Origin of the sequence: Sphingomonas sp. PP-F2F-G114-C0414 (assembly GCF_003688595.1) — a bacterium.
In the GTDB taxonomy this organism is placed as follows: domain Bacteria; phylum Pseudomonadota; class Alphaproteobacteria; order Sphingomonadales; family Sphingomonadaceae; genus Sphingomonas.
In genome coordinates, this window is sequence record NZ_RCWT01000010.1 from 177,760 (window position 1) to 201,838 (window position 24,079).

Below are 24,079 nucleotides of genomic sequence, written 5' to 3' on the forward strand. Positions count from 1 at the left end.
GATAGCGATACATCAGTAAAACGGCGGCATTGCGGGGTTAAACCGAAATCGCGAAGGTGGGGGCGGCAGTATCCTGCGTACCCCTGAGCTGCCCGAACCGCGCATATAGCAGGTTTACGGGTGTGCATTCCGGGTGGGGATCGTATCGCGTAAGACGTGGGACTATGCTTGATAAATGAAGGTCGCGAAGGAGAGGCAGATGGTTCGCGTGTTGGTCATTGGGTATGCGCCTGACGCAGTCGATTTCACCGATCCGGCCATTCCGCCCGGCCTGACGGAAGCCCGTGTGGCGGAAGGTATCGGACGAGACGCACAATCGATGCGGGATCGAGGTTGGGAAGCCGTGCATCTTCCGATCCGCGCGGATGGAAGCTTGCGTCACGACATTGCGGAGTGTCTCGCGCGTGAGACGTTCGATTGCATCGTGATCGGCGCTGGCGTCCGTATGACGACCAAGCGTGTCGCCGCGTTCGAACAGGTCATCGATGCCGTTCGGCAAGGGGCGCCGCAAACCCCGATTGCGTTCAACGCGAGCCCGGATAGTAGCGGCGAAGCGGCGGCCCGGTGGTTGGGCTAAGCCTCTTCTCGATGTGGCGCAGGCCGTTGAACAGCTTGCCCAGGTCATGCTCCACCGTAGCGTTCGGTCTTGATCATGGCGGCATCGAGACCGGCCAGCAGCGCGCCCTCCGTCGCGATGTTGACGAAGCCGTTGGACCCGCAGACGAAGACGTGCGTGGGTTTTCGGTGAAGCCTGGCCACGACGTCCTGGACCATCGCGCCGTCGATCCGTCGCCCGAAGTCCGAGGCACGGCGCGGGCCTTCGCGCGTGATCGCCAGCGCCAGGACGAATGCCGCGTCGCCGATCTCGGTGGCATGGAGCTCTTCCGAAAAGAGCACGTCTTCGGCGGTCCGCGCGGATAGGAGCAGTGCCGTCGGTACCGCCGGAGTCTGTGTGCGGCGCTGTCGGATCATGGCCATCAACGGCACCACGCCGGAACCTGCGCCGATCAACAGCACAGCATCCGCGGCAGGGTCTGGCCACAGGAAATGGCCGCCGAGCGGACCACGTAGCTCGATGGCGTCGCCGATCGTCGCGACGTCGTGAAAGTATGACGACACCTCGCCGTCCGGCAGGCGCTCGATCGCGAGCTCGATGATCGGGGAGGAGGCCGCCGTCGATGCGATCGAGTAGCTGCGCATCGCACGATAGCCATCGGGCGCGGTCAGCCGGACGTCGACGTGCTGCCCCGCGATGGGCGCGAACGGTTTGCTCGCCCGCAGGAAGATGCTCTTGATACTCGGGGTCTGCTGGACGATCGCCTCGATCACGCACGACTGCCACGCCACGGTTTGCGCGCCGCGCTCAATCATTGGTGTATCGCTGCTCGCGCCACGGATCGCCGTAGATGTGGTAGCCATGCCCCTCCCAAAAACCGGGCTCGTCGCGCGTGGTGAATTGCAGCGCATTCACCCACTTGGCGGACTTCCAGAAATAGAGATGCGGGACCAGGAGCCGCGCCGGCCCTCCGTGATCGCGCGGTAGCGGCTCGCCTGCGTAGTTGAGGGCGACCATCGCCTTCCCGGAGAGAAGGTCCGCCAGCGGGACGTTGGTCGAATATCTATCGTAGCAGTGCGCCAACACGAAATCGGTGGGTGGATCGAGCCCTGCGTCGGCGAGGATGTCTTCGATGAGGACGCCCTCCCAGGCGGTATCGAGCTTCGACCACGAGGTGACGCAGTGGATGTCTCGCGTCACCTTGGTCTTCGGCAGGGCATTGAATTCGCTCCAATTCCAGACTTTGACGGGCTTCGGACCGATCTTGACGGTGAATTTCCAGTCGGCAGGTTCAACGTGCGGCGTGGGCCCGGCTGACAGGATGGGGAAATCCTCGACGAGGTGCTGACCCGGCGGAATCCGGCTGGCCTTGTCGCCATCCAAGCCGCGACCGGTGAATCCTCTGGTGACCATGCGAATTCCTTTGCTCATGACGAAAGACGATCGGCGGCTTCATTCCGGAACCCCGTGTAAGATCCTTGCTCGCGTGGCTGCCGAACAGACCGATTGGCCGAAGTCCGAAAGACCGGATCATCCGTCGGAATAATCTAACGCACTTCGATGCGCTCGCTTTATCATACGCTATCCATAGCGGTATGCCGATCGTGTTTTCCAATGCACTATCGCTATAGTTTCTATAGATTCGCAAAGGTATTTCAAGAAAGTCTAGTTGATTTGAGGTCGAGGTATTAAAATACGATAGCACGGCAGGCGCCAAAAGTAGTCCGTACTATTCAAATCTGGGGGTGTGACTGCCCGTGCAAGCTATTGAAACGATGCGCGGCCGCTATTTTTAATTCACGAACCCTGAATATATAGTCCGTGATGGCAAAATGGAGATCCCTGCGTGGTCAGACGGTGCGAAGATTTGACTGACCGATATTTTAGGCCGCCGCAAACTGGAGCTGGCGATCGTCGACCATTTACAGTCGCTCGCGCCACAGATTGCCGCGCTCGGCATCGGCCCGCCCAGGTTCGTCTTTTCGATCACGCATATGCGCTGATCCAAAGTGGCGCCGCTGGCCTATCGCCCGCGGATGGTCGCGGTCGGCGGCGGCTATCCGATCCTCGTAGACAGCAAGTTGATCGGCGGGATCGGCATCTCGGGCGGCACCTATCAGCAGGATCAGGATGCCTGCGTCGCGGCACTCGAGAAAATCGGGTTCCAGCTACCGGCGTGACAGCCGTCATGCCGCAAAGAAACTGCGGCTCGAACCGGAGGATAGGATGAGCATGACCGGACGCCAGGCGCCTAAATTGCGGGTGCGGGAGTGGATTGGCGGGGATGGAAACGCGATCGCGCCCCTTACGCTGTCGGATGTCGGGGCCGGCCCGAAGGTCCTGTTCGCCTTCCAGCATTGGTGCCCCGGTTGCCATCTTCACGGGTTTCCGACGCTACAAAAATTACATCGCGCATTGAGCCCCGAGGGTGTGGGGTTTGCGGTGATCCAGACCGTCTTCGAAGGCGCGGACGAGAACACATTCGACATGTTGCGCGTGAACCAGCTCAAATATGACCTTCCCCTCGCTTTCGGTCACGATGAGCCACCAGCCGGGCAGATGCTTCCGACCTTCATGGAAGACTACCGCACGAGAGGAACACCTTGGTTCACGGTTATCGATGAGCGCGGCCGTATCGTCTTCTCGGATTTCCATCTCGATGCGGACACGCTCATTGCGAACTTGGGTCAGGCATAGCTTATGCAGCGAAGGCTCATCCTGACTGCTAGATTTGGGCGGTTCGACCGGCCCGCTTGCGATCAGGAAATCTGATGCCAGACGCAACGCACGCCGGTATCGTGTTCAGCCACGCGATCTACGTGCTTGGCCACGGCCTCCTTTGCGGCATCGAAGGGACCAAGATCCGTGCCCACAAGCCGGAGCGACAAGCTGTCACCATCGGCTGTCATGATAAGCTGGCCGCCGGGAAGCTCGATCTCCGCGGTCAGCGCATCGTAGCGAACCGGATAGGTGTGCACCCACGCCTTGGCGATCGCGGTCAAATAACGGCTGCTATCGATCGTGGCGATGCGTGCTTCGGCTTCGAACATGACGGGCTCCCGTAGACTGTGTGTTTCGATGAAAATCGTGAAATTTCTCGAGATGTTCGCCGCGTCACAGGTCCAAGGCGGATCACGCTATGATCGCTGTCACGCGAATTTCGATGCGCATGGTGGGAAGCCCCAGCGCTTCGACCCCCAATTGCGTCCAGATCGGCGGGCGGTTGGGCATATAGTGGCGGAATAGCCTGGCCATCGTCTCGTTGATGACGGGAGGGAAGCCGCCGACGTGATAGGAATTGACGTGGACGACGTGCTGCCAGCTTGCCCCGGCCGTCGCGAGCGTCCGTTCCACGTTCTCGAACGCCTGCGCGATCTCTTCCTCTATCGACTCCGGCATGACAAGGTCGTCGTTCCAGCCGCCTTGTCCGGAGATTTCCACGCGGTCGCCGATGCGCATCGCCTGCGAGTAATGCAGCGCGTCGTGCAGGCGCGTCCCGTAGCCGGGGGTGATGAAGAACGACGGTGTCGTCATGAGCTTGCCCTTGATGAGATGAACGGCGTTCGGCACTGGCGCGTCGGCCGGTGGCCGGACCCTATTCCACGTCTTCCACGATGAGGTCGCGGCCGTTGAACCGCACGGTCTCCCCGGCTCGGGCACCTTCGATCGCTTCGAAGATCGGTGCCATCGTGGAAATGCCCATGACGTCTCGACCCTGACAGGTGAACCTGCTGGTCGACACCGCGATCGCGAAGTAGCGGCCGGACAGCTTGACGACGGCACCTTCCTCGACGGTCGACTTGGGGCCGAAATCGATCATCCTGAGCTTGTCGATCTTATCGGCGTAATCGTGCAGCGTGTCGTCGAGCGCTTCGGCGAGGTCGCTGGCGATTTCCGCCTGCGCCAGTTCGTCGTTCTCGACCGGTTCGCTTTGATCGACCTTAGCGGTGAAGACATAGTCCAGATAGTTCTCCCGAGCGCTCTGCAGCGCTGCGGTCTCCAGCGAGAGCATCGTGTCTCGGATGTGGGCCTTGTTCCAGTCCATGATGACGTCCTTGCGTTACGGTGGTTCGATAGTTCGGCGGCCTCGTCATCCGGCGATGTCGCTATTCGTCGCTGATGACGTCTTCGCCCTGGTAGGGAACGCGGATCAGCCGGGGATCCCGGATGATGCTCGTGACGAGCCAGACATAGTCCTGCTCGGCGGTGTCGAAACCGAGGATGCTGAAACCGCCACCGAACGGACATGACGGAAAGTCGGGAAAGCCCTCGCGCAGAACGTAGCGCTCGGGATCGCGGTGGAACTCGTCCTTGTAGACCTTGCGCAGTCCGTGCTTGGTCGGCGCATCCCGGTCGCGTGCCGCCACCGTTTCCCGATCCGCGACGAGCCGCTCGGACAGGTCGCGGGGACAGATTTCGTGGAACACGTCGAACGCGTCGATCAACAGGCCGCGGTGCCCGGTCGCCGGGTCGGTGATCGCATAGATGTTGGAGGCGTCCTCGCCATCCTCGTCGCTTTCGAGGCGCAACGCCGCGTCGACGCGAATGGTGCACGCTTCGATGGTCGATCCGAGTTCGAGATCGACGATATTGCCGTCCTTCACGCGGTACTCGTGGTCGTAGCCCTTGGCGACGAACGCCTGCACCGCTTCGAGGACGTCGGTCAGTTGGGTCGTCATAGCCACTTGGCCTTCTTGAAGCGCACGAACAGCAGCAGGCAGAACACCGCGATCACGCCGAGCACGATGAAGTATCCGTAGGTCGCGTCCAGTTCCGGCATGTTCTTGAAGTTCATGCCGTATATGCCGGCGATCGCGGTCGGGACCGCCAGTATCGCCGCCCACGCCGCGAGCTGGCGAGTGATCACGCCCATCCGTTGCGCCTCCAGCAGGCTGCTCGCCTCGAACACCGTGGACAGGACGTGGAGAAGGCCATCGACCATCGACTGGACGCGGTGCAGGTGGTCCGCGACGTCGCTGAAATAGGGTGTCACGTCGGCGCTGATGCAGGGGAAATGGCCGCGAACGAGCTTTCCCACCAGCTCCCCCATGGCGCCGAGCGTGCGCTGAAACCGCGTAAGTTCGGACCTCAGTTCGAAGATGCGGACGACATCCTCTCGCTCGAGGAAGTCGTCGAGCGACCGCCTCTCCATCGCCAGGACGTCGTCCTCGATCATCTCGAAGATCGGCAGATACTGGTCGACGATGCGGTGCAGGATGGCGTGCAGGACGTAGTCGACACCCTTTCGGGACAAGGTGGTCGATCCCTCGAGTTGCGCGCGAAGGTTGCCCAGCGCGCCCGCGGTGCCGTGCCGTACGGTGATGAGATGATTGTGACCGGTGAAGATCGCCATCTTCCCGTAGATGATCCGGTCGCCCACCAGCGCCGCGGTCTGCGCGACGATGTAGAGTTCGTCATTGTAGACTTCGAGCTTGGGCGGGCACAGCGGATGCATCGCGTTGTCGATCGCCAGCGGATGAAGATGGTACGTCGCCTGGATTGCCTGAAGTTCGTCATTGGTTGGGTCACTGAGCGCGATCCAGCAGAAGCCGGTGCGGTCTTCGCCCAGCTCGATGCTTTCATCGAGCGCGATCGCCCGGACCCGTTTGCCTTCGTGATAATAATAGGCGGCGATTACGCTCATGCCGGCTTCGCGGGGATATGAAGTCCATGCTGTACGGCCGGTCGAGCCAGCCCGCGTCCGAGCCATCCCTGGACGTTGGAATACTTGTCGAGGCCAAGCGCTGCGCTGGCCGCGTAGACTTCATCCAGCGCATTCACCCAACCGAGCGTCGCGATGTCGGCGATCGAATACTCGTCAACGATCCAGTCACGGCCCTCCAGCTGGCGATCCAGGATTCCGAGGAGACGCTTGGTCTCGTCGACAAAACGCTGTCGGGGCCGCTTGTCCTCGAAATCCTTGCCGCCAAATCGCAGGAAAAAGCCGAGCTGCCCGAAGGTCGGCCCGATCGCCGACATCTGGAAGAACACCCAGGCGAGGCATTCATACCGTTCGGCGGGGGCGCTCGGCAGGAGTTGGCCCGTCTTCTCGGCGAGGTAGAGAAGGATCGCCCCGGATTCCCATAGCTCGAGGGGTCGACCGTCGTGCCCCGACGGATCGATGATCGCCGGGATACGGCCGTTCGGATTCAACGCCACGAACGCCGGGTCCTTTGACTCGTTGTTCGAGATGTCGATGAAATGCGGCTCGTACGCCAGGCCGGTTTCCTCCAGCATGATCGAGACTTTGACGCCGTTGGGGGTGGGCGTGGCGTAAAGCTGGATGCGATCGGGATGCGATGCCGGCCAGCGTTGCGTTATCGGGAAGGACGAGAGGTCGGTCATGATCTTCGATCCTGATGCTGCGGTCATGGAGGATTGCGGACCAGACCGACGCTGCACGGTGGTGATGTCTATTCCGCCGCGATCGCGGCCGTGGGCTGCGCTTCGCCACCCTTTTGGCGCTGTGGGAGCACCCAGCCGGCACGAACGAAGTGACAGGTGTAGCCGTTCGGCCGCTTCTCCAGATAATCCTGGTGATCCGGCTCGGCCTCCCAGAAATCGCCCACCGGCACGACCTCGGTGACCACCTTGCCGTCCCACAGTCCGGAGGCATCGACATCGGCGATCGTGTCCTCGGCGATGCGCTTCTGCGCGTCGTCGACGTAATAGATGCCCGATCGATAGGAGAGTCCGCGATCATTGCCCTGGCGGTCCTTCGTCGTCGGATCGTGGATCTGGAAGAAGAATTCGAGGATGGCCCGGTAGCTCGTCACCGCCGGGTCGAAGACGATCTCGATCCCTTCGGCGTGCGTGCCGTGGTTGCGATAGGTCGCGTTCGGAACATCGCCGCCCGTGTAGCCGACACGGGTCGAGACCACGCCCGGCCGTTTGCGGATCAGATCTTGCATGCCCCAGAAACATCCGCCTGCGAGAATGGCGCGCTCGTGCATGCTAAACCTCCTCTGCCTGATCGAGATATTCGCCGTAGCCTTCGCTCTCCATCTCATCGCGCGGGATGAAGCGAAGCGACGCCGAGTTGATGCAATAGCGCAGGCCACCACGGTCGGCGGGACCGTCCGGGAACACGTGGCCGAGATGACTGTCGGCGTGTACCGACCTGACCTCGGTCCGAACCGTCCCGTGCGTGGTGTCGCGCACCTCGTTCACGTTTGCGGGGACGATCGGCTTGGTGAAGCTGGGCCAGCCGGAACCTGACTCGTATTTGTCGGTCGAAGCGAACAACGGCTCGCCCGATACGACGTCGACGTAGATGCCGGGCTCCTTGTTGCCGTCATACTCTCCGGTGAAGGGCCGTTCGGTACCCGAGTGCTGTGTCACCCGACGTTGCTCGGGGGTCAGTCGATCGACTGCGTCCTGCGATCTTTCAAACTTCATGATATCACTCAATACTTTTCAAGAGGAACGAAGGATCTACGTTCAGAAAATAGTATTCGTCATCATGCAGTGTATCGCAGTATCTTCTAGATTTATCCAATGCGCCGGGCGTATAGTTTCCATACCACCGATACTGTCCATGCCGTGACTCAATTCCACGCGTACCGGGCCGCCATTTGCGCGATCTTGCGTATTTCGACTGGTGCGGTGGAGCCGGAGACCGTCGCGATCACAACCTCGCGCTCCAGGACGAACCCGTCGATCGGACGCGTGACGAGGCCGTGCGCCGTGGCCGATCGTTCCGGAAGGATGCATATGGCATCGCTGTCGGCGACGACCCGCTGCACCCAGTCTTCGCGATCGGATCGAAAACGGGGCTGCACGAGCACATCCCGCCGCGCGAAGTGATCGTGGATCTCGGCGCGAAACTCGCATTTCAGGCGGTCGACGAACGGAAACCTGACCAGGTCTTCGCCGCGCACGACCTCACCGGCAGCTAGGGGATGGTTCGCGGAACAGCCGAGGACGAAGCGTTCGCGGAACAGCGGATGCACGTTTAGCTTGAACTCCGTTCGTGTTTCACGCGGCAGGATGCAGGCGTGGTATTTTCCCGACAGCACCTCCGATGCGTCTTCGTTCGACTGCAGCGAGTGCAGCTTGATCTCGACCGACGGAACTTCCGCCAGCGCGCTCTCGAAAAACGCCGAGAACGCCTTTGGTCCGACGGTCGGCGCTACGCCGACGTCCAATACGCGGTGCCCTCCCATCGCCCAGTTCTCGGAATGATCGCGGACGCTCCTTACCGCCGCCGCCATGCGCCTGAACTCGGCCTCGACGTCGTGACCGAGGCCGGTGAGGCGGCTGTTCTTCCCGTCGCGGTGGATCAGTTTCCCGCCGAGTTCCTCCTCCAGGCGATGGATCGCGCGGGTCAGACTGGGTTGCGACACGCTGCTCAGCCGGGCTGCCGTCGTGAAATTGAGCGTCTCGGCCAAGTTGATGAAGTAGCGGACTTGATTGAGTTCCATAGCCTCGACCCCTCAGCCTGACCGCTTCTTCGTCCTCTGAGCGTGTCGTAGGTAAGAAGCCGGTATAAATATGCTTGAGGCATATAGTTACCGTCCGCAGGCATTGCTATATGCGCCACGCACATAATGTCAGCGTGGGCTCGCGATCGGGCCTCGCGGTCTTGGACAGTCAGCCGATGGGGGGCTGATGAAAGGCCCTCCTGTGAACCTCGAGAAAATCGGTGAGCGTGGTCGGATTTCGCCCCGTCACCTGCGCGACCTCGGTCGTGGTCCTGTCCTCCGCCCCCTGCGCGATCGCGTCATCCATGCGCGCGAGTGCATCCGCATAATGCTCGGGAATCCCGAACCCGGTGAAACGGCGTGCAAGCGCGTCCACCGACAACCGGCAATGGCGGACGGGACGCTGGGCTACCGCGGCGATCCGATCCGCTACCTCGTCGTAAGAGAGCGCTTCGGGACCGGTCAGGATCCTTTCTCCCGACCTGAAAATCGGATTGACCAGCGCTTCGACCGCGACCGCTGCGATGTCGGCGGCGTCGATGAACGGCGTGCGCCCATCCTGCGTCGCCGAATAGATGCAGCCCTCATGGATGATGGACGGCAGGTGCTGCGTGACGAAGTTCTGCATGAACCAACTCGGGCGCAGCACCACCCAACGCGGCGCGTTGGCGTGCAGCCACGCATGCACCTCCCCCATCATCGGACCGCCCTCCGGCAGCGACGAGGCGCTCAACAGCACGAGGTGCGTCACGCCGCGTTCCACCGCCTGCTCCAGCAGCGGGCGCATGACGGGAAGGTGATCGGTTCGGTCGGTCGGCGCGACGAGGTAGACCGCGTCCACCCCGTCGAGCGCGGCACGATGCGAGGCGGTATCGCTCCAGTCGAAGCGAACCTGTCCCAGCGAGTTTGCATTGCGGGTCGCGATACGGGCTTCGACACCGCGGGCTGCGAGCTGTCGTGCGACCAGCGAGCCCGTCTTGCCCGTGCCGCCTGTGACCAGGACCCGGTCAACCATGATCGGTCACTCCTTCAGTGAGGCAATGGCGGCGCCACCGCGAAGTGCGCGCAGCACCACCAGCGGATTCCAGTAATCGCGATATTGGACGATCCGTCCGGCGTGCGTCCGGATCACCGATATATAGCGCTGGTCGTACGCCTCGCCTGTCGAAACGCCGTGCCCGAAGCCTTCGAACTCCACGATGGTCACGTCGGGGTCGGTCGTAGCGTAAACGGTCGGCTCACCCATGCCATCGAAGGCGATCATCTCGCCCAGGCTGTCGAGATGGCGTGCGATCGCAGCCTTACCCTCCAATCGGGTCGTCAGACCGGGGGGCGCGTAGGGAAATTCCATCACGCCGTCGTCGGCCATCATGTCGAGAAACGTGGCAGCATCCGCGGCGATGCGATCGCCCAATGCCTTTCGCAGCATCGTCGAAAAGCTTTCCACACTGTCTGTCATACGATAGCTCCAGAACGTCGGAACGGTAGCGTTCCACCAAGATATAAGGACCTGACGATGGAACGCAACCGTTCCGACGAATCCCGGAAGACCGTTCGCGTTCCGAGCGGGGCAGCGATCATGCGCGGCGACGTTACCGAGGCGCTGACGCGCGTCTTCTTCGACGAATGGGCCCGGACGGGCTATGCGGGATTGAGCCTGGAACGGGTGGCGCGGACCGCGGGCGTCGGCAAGGCTGCGCTCTACCGCCGCTGGCCGGACAAGGCGTCGATGGCCAGCGATCTGTTGTCGCGGGTCGGGCTGACGATCACCGACGTCGAGGAACGCGGCTCGCTGGAAGCGGATCTGGAAGCCGCGCTGTTCGCGCTGCGCCGCGTGCTGCGTCACCCCAAGGTGCGACGCATCCTGACCGACCTCCACGGCGAGATCGAGCGGACACCGGCACTGGGCGCGGCGATCCGCCCGTTCCAGCGCGCGCGACGCGAGCGGGTCGACGGGCTGATCGATCGGGCGATCGGACGTCGCGAAGTGTCACCGCTGGTGGACCGACAGATGGCGGCCGATCTTATTGCCGCCCCGCTATATTGGCGGCTTGCGGTCGTGGGTGGCCGATCGGATCGCGCCTACATCGAACGGCTTGCTCGGGTCACTGGTGCCGCAATCCGAGCAAGCGAGGCTCGACATGCGTCCTGATGGGGAGGGGCGGCGTCACGGTGGCTAATTGCCCGGGGGCTTGTTCGATCGCTCAGCGTCGAGCGGAGCCGATGACAACCTCCTACGCGTCGTCCTTCGTCTCGCGGTCTACGCCTCGTTCGAGCAATTCGGCATCGATGGGGCAGTTCGTGCAGCCTTCGTAGCAGCACAGGCGGCAGATGCGGTAGGATTGGTCAAGGTTTTGCAAGCGATCGCGCAAGACGCGTTCGGCGATGTCGGACAGGATTTTCAGATCCTCCGGGGTCAGGATCGACAGCCCTTCGGCAATAACCTGATCGCGCGAGGCGAGGACCGCGTCGCTTGCGATCCTGCCGGCGGGCGTCAGATAGAGCGAACGCGTGCGCCCGTCCGTCGAATGCTCGCGACGCTCGATCAGCCGTTCGGCTGCCAAACGATCGACTAGGCGTACGGTCCCCGCATGCGAAAGTCCTACCCCGACGGCTAGCATGCGGATCGAGAGACCGGGCTCGTGCGCGAGCAACGCCAGCGCAGATGCGGCGGGGCCCGCTTCCGGCGCCTGCGATGCGCTGGCGCGAACGATATCGTCGCTGATCATGAGGGCGAACGCCCCGAAGACGTTTCGATCGCGCACTGTGTCCATTCACCATCTTATGTGCGCGGAGCATAGACAGCAAGGTGCATGCTGTTCCTGTTCGACCCTGCGAGGGGAAGCCAACGCTGCGCGATCCTCGGCTACCGATATCGCTCTCGCAATTTGGTGCTGTGCCATCCGTGCGGTTCGACGCTATCCTGCATGCATGACCACCATTCGAGTGCAGTCCTGCTCTGACGCCGAAGCTGCGGTCGCGGAGTTGGGCTTTGCGTCGGTCTACGAGGAGTTCATCGCGCGATTGCAGAGCCTTCGCGTAGGGAAAGAGGCGCCTCGCGGGGGCGCGCAGTTCCCGGACCTTTCGCTTCCCGACGCATCGGGCCGCTACCGTTCGATCCGGCAGTTGCAGGGTGAACGGCCGATCGTCGTCAGCTTCAATCGCGGATTATGGTGTCCGTTCTGCGTGCATGAACTGCAATCCTGGGCCGCTGCTTCGTCCGCGCTTGAAGACGTGGGCGCAAGTCTGGTCGTCGTGACCGGCGAGACCGGCGAAGGAGCTTCCGCCATACAGGGCATGATCGGACCACGCGCGACGTTGCTCTGCGACGTCGACCACGGCGCTGCGCTGGCGTGCGGGTTGGCGTTCCCGGTGGGCGAGGATGTGAAGCGGCGGTATCTTGCGATCGGGCTCGACTTGGCGTCTATCTACGGCAGCGATGGGGGCTTTCTGCCGATCCCGGCAACGTTCGTCGTCGGCGAAGACGGCATCATCCGTTACGCGCATGTCGATCCCGACTTTCGACTGCGGCCCGAACCGCTGGACATCGTCGCGTTCCTTGCGGCGATGGGCTGAGCGGGGCGAGGGCGTCAAGGGCAGGCCATTCGGGCAGGGTACGTCTCCCGGTACGTCGGCATGGCCCGGCATTTCAGCTCAGGCTGCGGCCGCCGCCCAGCTGCGGGCGCGTGAGGCGCGTACGAAGGCATCGGCAGCGATGCTGCGCTTACGTCCCGCCACCGCGCCCAGGACGACGTCGCGCCTGACCTCGACATCGGCAAATTGGAACGCGCACAAGCGCTCGTCGTCGCGAGGCCGCGGAATGAACGCGCTGCCGAGCCCCGAGATGACCAGTTGCTTCACCTGCGCCATATCGGTGGCGCTATGCCGCACGATCGGTACGAAGCCATGCGGGGCGGCGAGGGTCTTGAGCCGGGCGCACCCGTTGCCCTCATGGTCGATCCAGGACTCATCGCGCACCGACAGCAGCGACGGCATCGCGCCCCCGGCGAGCGGATGGCCGGCGCGCGTGACCATGTGATAGCTATGGTCGAACAGCGGCCAGACATCGAGGCGATCGGGCGCGTCGTCCGGCAGCTCGATCACGACCAGATCCAGCGTACCGTTCATCGCCGCTTCGATCAGTTCGCCCGGCGCCCCGCTAGACAGCGACAGCTCGAAACCGGGGAGACAGCCGGCAAGCTCCTCCAGGATCCTGTCCAGCGTATCGGACTCGATCGCCGCATCGACGCCAAGCGCGAGCGGCACCACGCCCGCCCTCCCGATGCCCTTGGCGAAGGCCATCGTGGCCTGTGCCGCCTCGAACGTGCGGCTGAGATGCGGCAACATCTGACGTCCGAGACTGGTGAGGTGGGTGTGGCTGCGCTCGCGACGAAACAATTCTCCGCCGAACTCGTCCTCGAGCTTCTGGATCGCGCGGGTCAGCGACGGCTGAGACACGTTGGACTCTTCGGCCGCTCGGGTGAAGTTGAGCAGCCGCGCCATTGCGAGGAAGTACCGTACCTGGTGCATCTCCATAGGCGAGCGTACCATGCGCGCCGACCGGTGGCGACCCTGTCGCCAACCGTGCCGGCCATCGCGGAAGGGGGCGTCGCCATACAGTGACGTACGCGAGGCGGGACGTCGAACGAGCCACTATTCGAGGAATTGATCGGGCAGGATTTGCGCGCGCGTTCGCGCAAACATCGATGTTACGCGGGCAGGGGGGCGCTCTTGGTTCGGACCGAGGCAAACAGCAGCACCAGGGACGCCGCCAGCAGGACCGCGTCCTTGAGCAGAAATTGTCCCGGTACGGCAGAAATGGCGGGAAAGCCGCCGGCAGCCGGCTCCGCGACACCGGGCGTGGTGAAGAGAAAGGTCAGCGTGATCAGATAGGTCGCGGTCGCCATCAGCGCGCCGAGTGCCGAGAGGATCGGACGAAATGCGCCGAGGATTAGAAAGACGGCGGTCAAGAGTTCGACGGCGCCGATGACGTAACTCTGCCCCTGCGTCCCGAACACGCCCAGCCAGTTCATGATCGGGCTGTGGCCGATGAACGGTGCGATACCCGAGGCTTCATATGCCGTGAGCTTCATCGCGCCGAACCACAGGAATACGATCACGAGCGCCCATCTGAGCAAGGCGAGCTCGCTTCGGTCGTGCTCGGGGACAAGGAAATCGTAACGGTCGACGATGCTCATCTGAAATTCCTGACGGTTCGTCGTGGCACGCTCGAAGGAGACTGGCAGTCGCGGCGACCCTGCGCGCTATTGGGCCGTGTTCGAGGGCGCCGCTGCCCGGTTGGCATAGTCGATCGGAAACCACCGATAGCCGGCGCCGTCGCGGGCGATGTGCCCCACGCCCGGAAAGGCGAGGTGTGGCGCGGCAACGAGGGTCCGGTCGTCGGCGAACGCCGCGAACGCCCGTTGTCGGACCGCGCGCGCCTTGGCCTGGTTCTGGTCGAAGGTGACGGTCACGTCCGGCCGGGGAAACTGGACGGCGGCGGCGTGGATGGTGTCGCCGATGAACACCAGCGTCGAGCCGCGGCTGCTCAGCGTGTAGAACGTAGCGCCCGGCGTATGACCGGGGCGGAGCTCCGCGGTAAGGCCTGGGAAAATCTCGCCGGAACGGTCGAATGCGCGAACCTTGCCCGCATCGACATAGGGTTTCAGCATCGCCGTTCCCTGCTCGAAGTGGTGGATGTCATAGCCCGTCTTCGCTGCGTTGGCCGTGTCGAGGAAGAAGTCGAGGTCCGCCTTCCCGACGTGCACCGTGGCATTTTTGAACATGATCTTCCCGTCCCGCACGAGCCCGCCGCTATGGTCCGCGTGGATGTGCGAGAGCAGGATGTCGGTGATCTGGTCCGGACCGATCCCGGCCAGCGCAAGTGCTTCGGGAAGCCTGCCGCCGTTCCCCGGACCGAAGAGGTCGCCTGCACCCGTGTCCACGAGAATCCTGCGATCGCCCAGTTCGACGAGGAACGCGTTGATCGATACCTCCATCGGATTGGCGATGAAGCTGCGGGCAAGCATCGCGTCCACCTCGGCGTGCGAGGTGCCTCGCAGCAGCTTGGGCAGGTCGATAGGGACACTGCCGTCGGAGAGCGCCGTGACCTGCACATCACCGATCGAGAACCGATAGACGGCGGGCGTCTGCCTCACGCCCCCGGGTATCGTCGTCTGCGCCGCTGCTGCGGTCGCAGAGGCTACGCAGAGCAGCGCGCCTGACACGACGTTCGCAAAGAAGGGCCGCGTCATCGTCCATGTCGCCAGATCGGGCGCTGGTAGAGTGCCGCGGTATCGGGACGCGATGCGACCGCCGAAGCCTTGAACAGGGCGTGACCCTTTTCGCTCTGCGCCAGCCCGGCTACGGTCACCTCGATCCGCGTGAAGAGGATGCCGGGGGAGGGCAGGGTCTCGCCTGCCATCGTATCGGTGGGGTGCAGCGGCATGGCGTGGACTCCGTTGTTCTCTTTCCCGACGCTACCGGTCCATCGCCTGCGGGGGAAATACCGCTGACGTATAGTTTCGATAGCCGGAGCGTCGGACGCTGCCGTGCGGAGCTGGGCGAAGTCGTTCCATGTGTCGTCGAGCTTCGATAAAGTGGGGGGAGGGACCTAAACGAGAGTCCTCCTCTCCTCAGGTCGGCTGAGAAACCAGCGAACCCTCCGTCAAGCCGGTGCCCGACAGCACCAGCGCTACCCCGATCGCGTGGCGGCGCGCGGGCGGCAGCGTGACTTCCAACGCTTGTCCGGTCCGGCGAAATGCGAGAGGCGTCGTGTCCCCGGCCAGTGTGATCCGCGCCACCGAACCGCGCCCGATGATGCTGTTGGCGGCGAATAGCGTCAGGCGGGCGATGCCATCGGCCGGCCAGCCCATCACCAGCGCGTGAACGTCGTCGCCGCTGCGGACATAGCGCACGTCGCGCGCGGTGTAGGGCGATTTGGGCCCGTTTTCGGCGAACATGCCCGACGCCGGTTTGGTCGGTCCTTCCGCATGGATGCGCCACGGCCGCGTGTCGTAGATCGCGGCGCCGTTCAGGCGCATCCAGCCGGCGATCTCGGTGAGGATCGCCTCCTCCTTTTCGTCGATCGTGCCATCGCCGCGCATCGGCACGCTGAGCAACAGGTTGCCGTTCTTGGAGACGACATCGCATAGCGTGTGGATGATCGTGGCGGCGCTCTTGTACCCGTCGCGCTCGTACAGCGCGCGATCGTAATGCCAGTTGCCGAGGCAGGTATCGGTCTGCCACGGATACGTCTCGATATGGTCCTTGCCACCCCGTTCGACGTCCTCGACCAAACCCATCCGGCGTTCGGCAGGCATCATCTTGGCGTTGATGACCGCCTCGAGCCGACCGTCCGACCAGCCACGACTGGCGTTGTAGAAATGGGCGGCAATCTCCAGCCCGGTCTGGCCGAACGGCAGGCCATAATCGTCGAAATAGATCAGGTCGGGCCGGTAGCGATCGAGCAGGTCGCGGCATCGCAGCGCCCAGTTTCGCACGAACGCGGCCTGGGCGGCAGGCGCATCCTCGACCCAGAGCTCGTCGGTACGCGCATGGATCGCCTCCGCCTCGGCGATGGTGCGGACGCCGTCGGGCAGCGGCATCGTCCGGCCGGTATAGAGCGCCTGCGGGTCCAGCCCCTGCCACCAGGTCCCGCGTCCGTCCGCGGTGGTCAGCCGGCTTGCGTCGTACCGCTGGCCGGCACGCGGGCCCTCGGGATCATAGCCATAGGCGGTCTGCAGCCAGTGCCAGGCATGGGCGCCGTGGTTGGACACGCCGAACCGCAGCCCGCGTGCGCGTGCGGCCCGCTCCCACGTGCCGATGATGTCGCGCTTCGGGCCGACCCGGAGCGTATTCCAGTCATGATGCGCCGAGGCGAAGGTGTCGACATTGTCGTGGTGCCCGGCGAGCGCGACGAAATACTTCGCACCCGCGGCCACGTACAGATCGAGCAACCGTTCGGGCTGCCACTTTTCGGCGTGCCATTTGCCGACCACCTCGAGATAGCCGACATCGCCGGGGTGACCATATCTGGCGACGTGCGCCTTGTTCGCGCGCGAGCCTTGCAGGTACATGTTGCGCGCGTACCAGTCGCCTTCCTCGGGCACGCACTGCGCGCTCCAGTGTGCCCAGATCCCGAATTTGGCATCACGGTACCAATCGGGCGCGCGGTACCCTTGCGTGAGCGACTGCCAGTCCGCCGTGAACGGTGCCGCGGTGGCCGATGAGGCGACACGCGAACCGTCAGCCAGCGCCGGCCCGGCGATACCCCCGCCTGCCATCATGCCGCCTGCCATCATGCCAAGTGCGTCGCGACGATTGACAGTCATGCGGGAAACTCCTGTGTATTCAGTCGGCGGGCGGTCACGCCTTGAGGATCCAGCCCTTGCGGTCCATCCACCAGCCGACCGCCCAGCACAGCATCGTGTAGGCGACCGCGCAGAGCAGCGACCCGAACGCGCCGGGCGCGATGCGCTGGAAGATCGCGATACCGACCCATTCGTATAGTCCCCCGTATGCCCCGTCATCCGGGCTGATGGGGATCAGGTTGATCGCGGTCACGAACAGCTCGGAGAACAGGTAGACGGCAAGCGGATTGCGGCCGAGGATCGTGAAGAACCGCGTGCCCCGTTTGACGCCGGCGATCTCGATCAGCGCGATGATGCCCGCTAGCGCGATGCAGTCGATACCGATCGTCAGCAGCACGTAGGAGCTAGTCCAGAGCTTCTTGGCGAGCGGAAACCAGGGCGACCAGGCCAGCCCGGCAATCACGAACGCGACGCCGAACAGCGCCATCGCGCGCACCGTCCGCGTCAGACTAGGGCCGCGCTGTACCGCGAGCCCGGCGAGATAGCCCGCCAGCACGTTGACGATCGCGGGCAGCGTACCGAGCAGGCCTTCGGGATCGAAGCCGCCGTCCTTCTTGTAGAGATGCCCGGGGCCCAGCAGCCACAGGTCGAGCTGCGTGCCGACCGTGCCGAACTTGTCGTACGCCATGCCCGGCGCGGACAGGAATACCAGGATCGCCCAATAGCTGAACAGCAGCACAACGCCGGCAATCACGATCGCCCGCACGTCGAGCCAGCGCACCAGCAGCCCCGCGGCGACGTAGCACAAGGCGAGACGTTGCAGCACGCCGGGTACGCGCGTCACCGCGAACGGGATCGCTGCCCAGCCGTCGTCGGTGCGCGTCACGAACGGGAACCAGTACATCAGGAACCCGAGCGCGAAGATGATCGCACCACGTTTGAACAGCCGCATGAGGTACGGTGCGGTATCGATCCGTTTGCGCGTGGCGAAGCTCATCGCGTTGCCCATCGCGAACAGGAAGCTCGGGAAGATCGCGTCGGCGAGCGTGAAGCCGAACCATTTGGCGTGGACCAGCGTGGCGTAGGCGGGGGCGCCCGGCCCGGCGGTGTTGACCAGGATCATCAGGAAGATGGTCAGTCCGCGGAATACGTCGAGCGCGGTGAAGCGCCGCGGGTTGGCGATTGCGAGGGTGTCGGGGGCGAGCGTGTCGGTCATGGCTGTCCTGCGTCGGCGAGCAGGCGGCGCACACCTGCGATCGGATCGGTCGGGCGGTGGCGCGGCCAGGTACGACCGTCCTTCAGCCACGCCTGTTCCCACGCGGTGATCTTCGTGGCGATGGCGGCCGTATCGAGCGGCTGGTGCGCCAGCGCGGCCGTGCGCTGCGCGGCGAGGAACATCTGCCAGCGGGGCAGGTAATAGCCGGCGTACAGGCCCTGCCATGCGCGCGAGGCGTAGTCGGAGAGGTGCCCGGCGCCGCCCCAGACCGTGACGACCGCCTTGGCCTGCTCCTCGAACGCGTCCTTTTCCGTCGGCGTATCGCCGTATGCGCGGGCATCCGCGATCCAGCTGCCGAGCGTCTCCTGCTGGTTGCCGATCAGCGCGTCGATCTCGTGCGCGAGGCGTGCGGCGGTGGCGGCATTGCGGTCTCCGGTCGGGACATCGCCCGAAGCATAGGCGGCGACCGCGGCGCGCAGCTTCGCGTCGAGCCGCAGCGTTGCGTAGTGCCGGGTGAAGTCGACGAGGTCGTAGGTCAGCAGCGGCGCGGGCTGTGCTGGTGCCGCCGCGAGCATTGCGGTGATGCCGTCGCGCAGCGCGACTTCGTCGCCGGGCGCTGCAGGGTAATCGGCTGCGACCAGGGCAGGGCGCTTGAACAGCAGATGCGCGCCCGCCATCTCGCGCCACCAGCGCGGTGTCCAATAGCGGGTGGCGTAGGCCCCGGACATCACCTTGCCCCAGCCGGCGAGCAGCGCAGGCGATGCAGCACCGTAGCGGGCACGCGCGTAGTCGGCGATCCAGTCGTTCACCGGGCGTTTCGCGTTCTCTCCCCACGCCAGGTCGTAGGCGTAGGTGTAGACGACCGAATTGTTGTGTAGTCCTTCCGGGAACATGCCGAACCCGGTGAGGTTGCCGCGCGTCGGGCTGGCGGGCAGTGCGGCGAGATCGCTACGGTAGAAGTTCAGATCGCCATAGACCGGGTTGCTGCCCCCGTAATTGTGGACATAGCCGTAGACCCAGCTCTTGCCGTCGAACGCGCCGCTGGTCTTCCAGATGCCGGGGTAGCGATCGTTGCCGATGTCGAGCACGAGCATCCGCTGGTTCGGCACGCGGCTGAGAAACGCGCGGATCGCGTCGGGCGTCCAGAACGCCTTGTCCGCGCCAAACAGCCAGCCCTGCATCACCCAGGTCGCGTTTGGCGCGGCGGCGGTGACGGACTGGAACAGCTTCTCGCCGTAAGCGGCCAACCGCGCGTCGCGCACCGCCACGGGCAAAGCGGCGGCACGCGTCGCGGCGGTGTTGGCGATGCTGTCGCCGTACTGCGCGGCGCTCGCATCGCTGCCGTCCTCGGCGATCGGCGGCACCATTTCGTTGAAAGCGTCGGCGAGGTAATAGTCGCCGGCGCCGTAGGTCTGCGTGTAAAGCTGCGTGAAGCGCCGCGCGAGAACCGCGAACAGCGGATCGGACGGGTCGAGCCAATAGGTGCCGGGGAACCCCTCCCACGCGCGCATCCGGTATATCCGCGCCTTGGGGTGCCGGTCGGCGAACGCCTTGGGCACATAGCCCGAGAACGCCGGCAGGATCGGCTTCATGCCCAGCGCGCGCATCCGGCCGAGAATGCGGAGCTGCAACTGATGCTTCTTCTCGATCCACCCGTCCGACAGCGGCGCGCGGTAGCCGGCGATGTTGCCCATCCGCTGCCACGGCAGGAACGGCGCGGCGGACAGGCCGCTGGCGATGGTGGCATCGTCGAGGCCTTGGTCGCGCCACAACGCGCGCCAGACAAACTCCTGCCCCTCCATCGCGAGCGGCGTGTCGATGCCGCGTGCCGCCATCCAGTCGATCTCGTCCGACCAGCGACCCCAGGCCCACCACGGCGTGGTGTACCCGAACGTGCAGGTGTTGAGGTAGGTGCGCAGCGCGAAGGCGGAGGCGACCGGCCCGGTATCGCCGGTGGGAAGGCCGGTGAGCGGCGCGATGCGGCGTCCCTCCCAGCTGAGCGATACGCGCCCCTGTTGCTGGAGATACTGCGCCGCGCCGTGGACCAGCGCGATGGCGGAGGATCCCTCCACCGCCATGCGCCCGCTGCGGACGCGGACCCGGTAATAGGGCTTGGCGGCCGGCCGGATCGAGAGCGCGATGCCCGGGGCAGAAATCCCAATCCGGTTGAGCGCGGCGCGCGCCTGATCGGTAGCGCGCGGTTGCGCATGGGCGGCGCCGGCCGCCGTCAGCAGCAAGAGACCTGGAAGTGCGAGGATGGCTGGTCTCTTCACGGCTGGCGGCGACTCGTTTCGTTCGGGTTTAGATCAGAACCGTGCGGTTGCGGACAGATAGAACGTCCGGCCGGTGCGGCTGGCGAGCTGGAACGTGTCCTCGTTGGTCTGATACGCGTCTTCGTGCGTGTCGTTGAGGTTGATGATGCCGCCGGTGAAGCTCAAGAACTTCGTCGGGGTGAAGCCGAGCGCCAGATCCATCTGCGTCCGCGCGCGGACCGTGTGGATCTGGCCGCCATCGACGAAGAAGCTGGTCGACGCATCCTGCTTGTACGGACTGCGATGGTTCACCGAGAGACGAACGCTGAACATCTCGTTTTCCCAATAGGGCGTCAGGTTCCAGGTGAGTTTCGACAGGTCGCGCAGGTTGAAACCCGTCCCGAGCGCGGGGGAGTCGGCGTTGACCACCGTGACGTTGCCGGTGGCGCCAAAGCCCTGCAGCGGCAGGAAGCCGTCGAAGCTTTCGGAGGCGGCGAGTTCGACGCCCTTGACGTGGATGACGCTGTTGTCGTTCAGCTTGCGGCTGAAATTATAGTCCGTGGTACCATCGGTCGACGCGCAGCCGCCGACCTGGCCGTTCAACGTCACGCCGTTGAACGATGTCGGGCAGTAGAACTGCGTGAACGTGCCATTCTTCACCGCCTTGTAGAAGCCGGCGATGCTGATCGAATTGCCGCGACCGTGGTAATATTCAAGGCTGATGTCGGCCTGGTTTGCGGTCAGCGGCTTCAGGCGCGATTCGCCGTTCGACACGGACACGCTGGGACGGATCCCAGTATTGTCGGTGACGAAGGTATCCGCCATTTGGGTCTGGCTGTTCAACAGCGGCCGCACCAGCACCTTGGCAAGCGCGACGCGTGCCACGAGCCGGTTGCTCAGATCCAGCGCGAAGGATGCGCTCGGCAGGACGTTGCCGTAATCCTGGATCACGTTCTGCGTACCGAGCAGCGGAGAGCCGCTGCCGGTACCGGCGGTGACGTTGGACGTGACGTTCTGGTGGGTGTGTTCGTAGCGAACGCCGACATTGCCGCGGAGCGGCTTGCCGAACAGCACCGCGTCCAGATTGGCCATCGCATAGACCGCCGGAATGTAGCGGTCGACCCGGTAGCTGTTCGCCCAGTCGCGAACGTCCGGGACGGTGATCCCCTTTGACGCGAGGATCGACTGCCAGAGCGGCGCATTGGTTTCGAGGAACGTGTTCGGGATGCCGATCTTGCCGTCCAGGAAGTTCGTGACGGGAATGCCGGTCGTACTCAGGTTCGGGATGAACGCATATTCGGGATACAGATCCGGCCGCGTCACGTCGGCATCGCGGTCATGGCGATAGGCGTCGGTCTGGAAGCTCTCGTGATGATATTTCACGCCGAACACCAGCGACTTGACGCCGAACGCGCCGATATCCTTGGTGACGTCGAACTGGCCCGATACGTCCTTGGCCATCTGGATGTGCGTGGCACCATCGACGAACGCGAAATAGGTGCGGTTGGCCGGGTTGAACAGCGTGCCGTTCCACACGCCCGGGTCGGTCGCGAACTTGACGTTGTGCGGGTCGGAAATGTCGAGCGTACCACCCGAGGCGACGTTTGCGCCGTCGATCGAGGCGAACTCGCGAAGATCGGCATCGCCCCGGGTATAGTGCGCGACGGCGTGGACGTTCCAGGTGTCGCCCGGCTGCCAGTTGACCGTGCCGGTATAGGCTTGCGTCTTGAGGTTGCGCGTTTCGGGCTGGTCGTTGTTGCCGACGCCGAAGTTGCTGATGGCGATCTTGTTGGCCACGCCGTTCGCGCTGTCGAGGACCGTGATCGTGCTCGGGTTCGTGCTGTCCTTGGGATCCCAGCGACCGAATACCAGCTGCTGCGTATCGTAGCGCGTGTCGTCCTTCGAATATTCGCCTTGCAGCAGGACCTCGAAGTTCGATTGCGGCTTCCACTGGATCGCACCGCTGGCCATCAGCTGCTTGGTGTCGCGATCGATGCGGCGCAGGCGGAAATTGCCGGGCACGAAGTTGTTGGGATCGACGACGCCGGGATTGTACCAGTTCTTGACGAAGGCATAGTCGCCGCGATCCGTCAGCTCCTGGTAGCTGACGTTCGCCATCACGCCCAGCGTGCCGCCGGCGAAGCTGTCGATATAGGCGCCGCTGATCTTCGGCGTGATCTTCTTGCCGCGATATTCGGAATTATAGCCCTTCACGCCGACGATGAAGCGCGGGCCCTTATAGGCCAGCGGCTTGACCGTATCGATGTTGACCGTGCCCGACAGGCCGCCGGTGTCCATGTCGGCGGTCGGCGACTTGACGACTTGGATCGCGCTGGCGAGATCGGTCTGGATGATGTCGTAGCGAAAACCGTCCTTGAAGTCGGCGCTGGCGAAGGTCTGGCCGTTGATCGTCGTGCGGGCATATTGCGCGCCGAGACCGCGGATGCTGATCGTCGAGCCACGGCCGTTGATGTTCGACATCTGCACGCCGGCGATACGCTGGATCGCTTCGGTGACGTTCTGCGCCGGGAACTTGCCGATATCCTCGGCGGTGATGCCGTCCGAGATGCGGATATCGTTGCGCTTGGCCTGTGCGGCGGAGGCGAGGCTCTGGCGGAAGCCGGTCACGGTGATCTCGGCACCGTCCGCACTATCGGTCTGGCCGCTGGTCGCGGACGGGGTCGCAGGCGCTGGGGCCAAAGTCTGAGGTGGCGTCTGGGGTGGTGTCTGAGCAGGCGGCGACGTCGGATCGCCAGGCGGCGCGGTCTGTGCGCTGACCGGCGTGATCGCGGCAAGCGCTGCACAGCAACTCGTCGCGAGTAGCCAGACCTTCGTGGATGAACCGGCGCCCTGTGTGCGGTTGCGTCTGCCGTGCGTCATGTAAATCCCCTCTGATGCGACAATGAAGCGCGGCACCCGGTTTTTTAACCGATGTGCAGCCCGAACCCTGCGTTATGTCGGAGTTTCACGGATAATCCTGTGACCTGTCAAGTACGATCTAGTACAAAAACATAACGTCTTAACGGGCGACGAAGCATATTGGTATTGCTGGATCGGAAAAGCGTTGGTTGCCAATCGGATATGACGAAAGAGGTGTGCGTCAGAATTGCGCTACACCTTCGCAATGACATAACATACCAGGGTCTTGCGCCCCGAAGACAGGTCGTTGCACGCGGTGCCAGGCACTTCCTGTCCTCCTGATCGAATCGATCGTCACGGGGAAACATGGCTCTCTCGCATCTGGACGGTGCAAATACCGCAATTTCTGACGCCGCCATCGAAAGACATATGCAATACCATTGATACCGCTTTCGAAGCAT

26 protein-coding genes and 1 pseudogene are annotated in these 24,079 nt (G+C 63.8%); 5 read left to right on the top strand and 22 right to left on the bottom strand.

What is annotated here, in order from left to right:
* Nucleotides 1–175 precede the first annotated feature (175 nt).
* Nucleotides 176–577, top strand: coding sequence for a hypothetical protein (locus C8J47_RS05910; RefSeq protein ID WP_121884872.1), 402 nt, complete (start codon nt 176–178; stop codon nt 575–577).
* Between the two features lie 44 nt (nt 578–621).
* On the opposite strand, the gene C8J47_RS05915 is transcribed toward C8J47_RS05910, so the two are convergent.
* Both C8J47_RS05915 and C8J47_RS05920 read right to left on the bottom strand, forming a co-directional pair.
* Nucleotides 622–1,371: a ferredoxin reductase gene (locus tag C8J47_RS05915; protein WP_121884873.1), complete on the bottom strand. Its 750-nt coding sequence runs from the start codon at nt 1,369–1,371 to the stop codon at nt 622–624.
* A complete protein-coding gene (locus C8J47_RS05920) occupies nt 1,364–1,969 on the bottom strand; it encodes a sulfite oxidase-like oxidoreductase (protein WP_121884874.1) in 606 nt (201 codons plus the stop codon). Before C8J47_RS05920 ends, C8J47_RS05915 begins: the two co-directional genes overlap by 8 nt.
* A 593-nt stretch (nt 1,970–2,562) precedes the next feature.
* Here C8J47_RS05920 and C8J47_RS05925 point away from each other — a divergent pair.
* Nucleotides 2,563–2,736: pseudogene (locus C8J47_RS05925) on the top strand (heme-binding protein); the annotation flags it as partial.
* Between the two features lie 46 nt (nt 2,737–2,782).
* On the top strand, nt 2,783–3,253 hold the full coding sequence (locus C8J47_RS05930) for a redoxin domain-containing protein (RefSeq protein WP_121884875.1): 471 nt from the start codon (nt 2,783–2,785) through the stop codon (nt 3,251–3,253).
* Between the two features lie 62 nt (nt 3,254–3,315).
* Here the strand turns inward: C8J47_RS05930 and C8J47_RS05935 are convergent, their stop codons facing one another.
* The 11 genes from C8J47_RS05935 to C8J47_RS05985 all read right to left on the bottom strand — a co-directional run bounded on the left by C8J47_RS05935 (nt 3,316) and on the right by C8J47_RS05985 (nt 10,438).
* Nucleotides 3,316–3,606, bottom strand: a complete 291-nt coding sequence (locus C8J47_RS05935; protein ID WP_121884876.1) for a DUF2218 domain-containing protein — start codon at nt 3,604–3,606, stop codon at nt 3,316–3,318.
* 82 nt (nt 3,607–3,688) lie between these two features.
* Nucleotides 3,689–4,126 carry a RidA family protein gene (locus C8J47_RS05940; RefSeq protein ID WP_259467392.1) on the bottom strand — a complete coding sequence of 146 codons (438 nt, stop codon included), beginning with the start codon at nt 4,124–4,126 and terminating at the stop codon, nt 3,689–3,691.
* 25 nt (nt 4,127–4,151) lie between these two features.
* Nucleotides 4,152–4,601 carry a hypothetical protein gene (locus tag C8J47_RS05945; protein WP_121884877.1) on the bottom strand — a complete coding sequence of 150 codons (450 nt, stop codon included), beginning with the start codon at nt 4,599–4,601 and terminating at the stop codon, nt 4,152–4,154.
* Between the two features lie 61 nt (nt 4,602–4,662).
* Nucleotides 4,663–5,235: a hypothetical protein gene (locus C8J47_RS05950; protein WP_121884878.1), complete on the bottom strand. Its 573-nt coding sequence runs from the start codon at nt 5,233–5,235 to the stop codon at nt 4,663–4,665.
* Entirely contained in the window at nt 5,232–6,200 is a 969-nt protein-coding gene (locus C8J47_RS05955; RefSeq protein WP_121884879.1) for a magnesium and cobalt transport protein CorA, read from the bottom strand. The genes C8J47_RS05950 and C8J47_RS05955 overlap by 4 nt, the downstream gene beginning before the upstream one ends.
* Nucleotides 6,197–6,901, bottom strand: coding sequence for a glutathione S-transferase N-terminal domain-containing protein (locus C8J47_RS05960; RefSeq protein WP_121884880.1), 705 nt, complete (start codon nt 6,899–6,901; stop codon nt 6,197–6,199). Before C8J47_RS05960 ends, C8J47_RS05955 begins: the two co-directional genes overlap by 4 nt.
* A 68-nt stretch (nt 6,902–6,969) precedes the next feature.
* Nucleotides 6,970–7,509: a peptide-methionine (S)-S-oxide reductase MsrA gene (gene msrA / locus C8J47_RS05965; RefSeq protein ID WP_121884881.1), complete on the bottom strand. Its 540-nt coding sequence runs from the start codon at nt 7,507–7,509 to the stop codon at nt 6,970–6,972.
* A gap of 1 nt (nt 7,510) precedes the next feature.
* Nucleotides 7,511–7,954, bottom strand: a complete 444-nt coding sequence (msrB, locus tag C8J47_RS05970) for a peptide-methionine (R)-S-oxide reductase MsrB (RefSeq protein WP_121884882.1) — start codon at nt 7,952–7,954, stop codon at nt 7,511–7,513.
* 149 nt (nt 7,955–8,103) lie between these two features.
* Complete coding sequence (locus C8J47_RS05975; protein ID WP_310886117.1) at nt 8,104–8,946, bottom strand: LysR family transcriptional regulator; 843 nt, start codon at nt 8,944–8,946, stop codon at nt 8,104–8,106.
* Nucleotides 8,947–9,148: 202 nt separating this feature from the next.
* Nucleotides 9,149–9,994 (bottom strand): NAD(P)H-binding protein, encoded by an 846-nt coding sequence (locus C8J47_RS05980; protein ID WP_121884884.1) that lies wholly within the window; start codon nt 9,992–9,994, stop codon nt 9,149–9,151.
* Between the two features lie 6 nt (nt 9,995–10,000).
* Nucleotides 10,001–10,438 carry a nuclear transport factor 2 family protein gene (locus tag C8J47_RS05985; protein ID WP_121884885.1) on the bottom strand — a complete coding sequence of 146 codons (438 nt, stop codon included), beginning with the start codon at nt 10,436–10,438 and terminating at the stop codon, nt 10,001–10,003.
* 57 nt (nt 10,439–10,495) lie between these two features.
* Here C8J47_RS05985 and C8J47_RS05990 point away from each other — a divergent pair, with 57 nt between their 5' ends.
* Nucleotides 10,496–11,131, top strand: coding sequence for a TetR/AcrR family transcriptional regulator (locus tag C8J47_RS05990; RefSeq protein WP_121884886.1), 636 nt, complete (start codon nt 10,496–10,498; stop codon nt 11,129–11,131).
* An 82-nt stretch (nt 11,132–11,213) separates the two neighbouring features.
* On the opposite strand, the gene C8J47_RS05995 is transcribed toward C8J47_RS05990, so the two are convergent.
* Nucleotides 11,214–11,708, bottom strand: a complete 495-nt coding sequence (locus tag C8J47_RS05995; RefSeq protein WP_121884887.1) for a MarR family winged helix-turn-helix transcriptional regulator — start codon at nt 11,706–11,708, stop codon at nt 11,214–11,216.
* A gap of 202 nt (nt 11,709–11,910) precedes the next feature.
* Here C8J47_RS05995 and C8J47_RS06000 point away from each other — a divergent pair, with 202 nt between their 5' ends.
* Nucleotides 11,911–12,555, top strand: a complete 645-nt coding sequence (locus C8J47_RS06000; protein ID WP_183129034.1) for a peroxiredoxin-like family protein — start codon at nt 11,911–11,913, stop codon at nt 12,553–12,555.
* Nucleotides 12,556–12,633: 78 nt separating this feature from the next.
* Here the strand turns inward: C8J47_RS06000 and C8J47_RS06005 are convergent, their stop codons facing one another.
* The 8 genes from C8J47_RS06005 to C8J47_RS06035 all read right to left on the bottom strand — a co-directional run bounded on the left by C8J47_RS06005 (nt 12,634) and on the right by C8J47_RS06035 (nt 23,639).
* A complete protein-coding gene (locus C8J47_RS06005; RefSeq protein ID WP_121884889.1) occupies nt 12,634–13,530 on the bottom strand; it encodes a LysR family transcriptional regulator in 897 nt (298 codons plus the stop codon).
* 158 nt (nt 13,531–13,688) lie between these two features.
* Nucleotides 13,689–14,177 (bottom strand): YkgB family protein, encoded by a 489-nt coding sequence (locus tag C8J47_RS06010; protein WP_121884890.1) that lies wholly within the window; start codon nt 14,175–14,177, stop codon nt 13,689–13,691.
* A gap of 66 nt (nt 14,178–14,243) precedes the next feature.
* Nucleotides 14,244–15,137: an MBL fold metallo-hydrolase gene (locus C8J47_RS06015; protein ID WP_259467393.1), complete on the bottom strand. Its 894-nt coding sequence runs from the start codon at nt 15,135–15,137 to the stop codon at nt 14,244–14,246.
* Nucleotides 15,138–15,229: 92 nt separating this feature from the next.
* Complete coding sequence (locus C8J47_RS18870) at nt 15,230–15,427, bottom strand: hypothetical protein (RefSeq protein ID WP_147454292.1); 198 nt, start codon at nt 15,425–15,427, stop codon at nt 15,230–15,232.
* 187 nt (nt 15,428–15,614) lie between these two features.
* Nucleotides 15,615–17,312, bottom strand: coding sequence for an alpha-L-fucosidase (locus C8J47_RS06020; RefSeq protein ID WP_121884892.1), 1,698 nt, complete (start codon nt 17,310–17,312; stop codon nt 15,615–15,617).
* 34 nt (nt 17,313–17,346) lie between these two features.
* Nucleotides 17,347–18,507, bottom strand: a complete 1,161-nt coding sequence (locus tag C8J47_RS06025; protein WP_121884893.1) for an acyltransferase family protein — start codon at nt 18,505–18,507, stop codon at nt 17,347–17,349.
* Nucleotides 18,504–20,780: an alpha-N-acetylglucosaminidase gene (locus C8J47_RS06030; protein ID WP_121884894.1), complete on the bottom strand. Its 2,277-nt coding sequence runs from the start codon at nt 20,778–20,780 to the stop codon at nt 18,504–18,506. Before C8J47_RS06030 ends, C8J47_RS06025 begins: the two co-directional genes overlap by 4 nt.
* 33 nt (nt 20,781–20,813) lie before the next feature.
* Nucleotides 20,814–23,639 carry a TonB-dependent receptor gene (locus C8J47_RS06035; protein ID WP_121884895.1) on the bottom strand — a complete coding sequence of 942 codons (2,826 nt, stop codon included), beginning with the start codon at nt 23,637–23,639 and terminating at the stop codon, nt 20,814–20,816.
* Nucleotides 23,640–24,079: the final 440 nt, after the last annotated feature.

Bases quoted from the DNA above. Each gene is read 5' to 3' on its own strand.
- C8J47_RS05915 (WP_121884873.1), bottom strand. From the start codon at position 1,371: ATGATTGAGCGCGGCGCGCAAACCGTGGCGTGGCAGTCGTGCGTGATC.
- C8J47_RS05935 (WP_121884876.1), bottom strand. From the start codon at position 3,606: ATGTTCGAAGCCGAAGCACGCATCGCCACGATCGATAGCAGCCGTTAT.
- msrB (WP_121884882.1), bottom strand. From the start codon at position 7,954: ATGAAGTTTGAAAGATCGCAGGACGCAGTCGATCGACTGACCCCCGAG.
- C8J47_RS06025 (WP_121884893.1), bottom strand. From the start codon at position 18,507: ATGACCGACACGCTCGCCCCCGACACCCTCGCAATCGCCAACCCGCGG.
- C8J47_RS06035 (WP_121884895.1), bottom strand. From the start codon at position 23,639: ATGACGCACGGCAGACGCAACCGCACACAGGGCGCCGGTTCATCCACG.
- C8J47_RS18870 (WP_147454292.1), bottom strand. From the start codon at position 15,427: ATGCCGCTGCACCCCACCGATACGATGGCAGGCGAGACCCTGCCCTCC.
- C8J47_RS05980 (WP_121884884.1), bottom strand. From the start codon at position 9,994: ATGGTTGACCGGGTCCTGGTCACAGGCGGCACGGGCAAGACGGGCTCG.
- C8J47_RS06000 (WP_183129034.1), top strand. From the start codon at position 11,911: ATGACCACCATTCGAGTGCAGTCCTGCTCTGACGCCGAAGCTGCGGTC.
- C8J47_RS05960 (WP_121884880.1), bottom strand. From the start codon at position 6,901: ATGACCGACCTCTCGTCCTTCCCGATAACGCAACGCTGGCCGGCATCG.
- msrA (WP_121884881.1), bottom strand. From the start codon at position 7,509: ATGCACGAGCGCGCCATTCTCGCAGGCGGATGTTTCTGGGGCATGCAA.
- C8J47_RS06005 (WP_121884889.1), bottom strand. From the start codon at position 13,530: ATGGTACGCTCGCCTATGGAGATGCACCAGGTACGGTACTTCCTCGCA.
- C8J47_RS05920 (WP_121884874.1), bottom strand. From the start codon at position 1,969: ATGGTCACCAGAGGATTCACCGGTCGCGGCTTGGATGGCGACAAGGCC.
- C8J47_RS05955 (WP_121884879.1), bottom strand. From the start codon at position 6,200: ATGAGCGTAATCGCCGCCTATTATTATCACGAAGGCAAACGGGTCCGG.
- C8J47_RS05985 (WP_121884885.1), bottom strand. From the start codon at position 10,438: ATGACAGACAGTGTGGAAAGCTTTTCGACGATGCTGCGAAAGGCATTG.
- C8J47_RS06010 (WP_121884890.1), bottom strand. From the start codon at position 14,177: ATGAGCATCGTCGACCGTTACGATTTCCTTGTCCCCGAGCACGACCGA.
- C8J47_RS05910 (WP_121884872.1), top strand. From the start codon at position 176: ATGAAGGTCGCGAAGGAGAGGCAGATGGTTCGCGTGTTGGTCATTGGG.
- C8J47_RS05995 (WP_121884887.1), bottom strand. From the start codon at position 11,708: ATGATCAGCGACGATATCGTTCGCGCCAGCGCATCGCAGGCGCCGGAA.
- C8J47_RS05990 (WP_121884886.1), top strand. From the start codon at position 10,496: ATGGAACGCAACCGTTCCGACGAATCCCGGAAGACCGTTCGCGTTCCG.
- C8J47_RS05930 (WP_121884875.1), top strand. From the start codon at position 2,783: ATGAGCATGACCGGACGCCAGGCGCCTAAATTGCGGGTGCGGGAGTGG.
- C8J47_RS05950 (WP_121884878.1), bottom strand. From the start codon at position 5,235: ATGACGACCCAACTGACCGACGTCCTCGAAGCGGTGCAGGCGTTCGTC.
- C8J47_RS05945 (WP_121884877.1), bottom strand. From the start codon at position 4,601: ATGGACTGGAACAAGGCCCACATCCGAGACACGATGCTCTCGCTGGAG.
- C8J47_RS06020 (WP_121884892.1), bottom strand. From the start codon at position 17,312: ATGACTGTCAATCGTCGCGACGCACTTGGCATGATGGCAGGCGGCATG.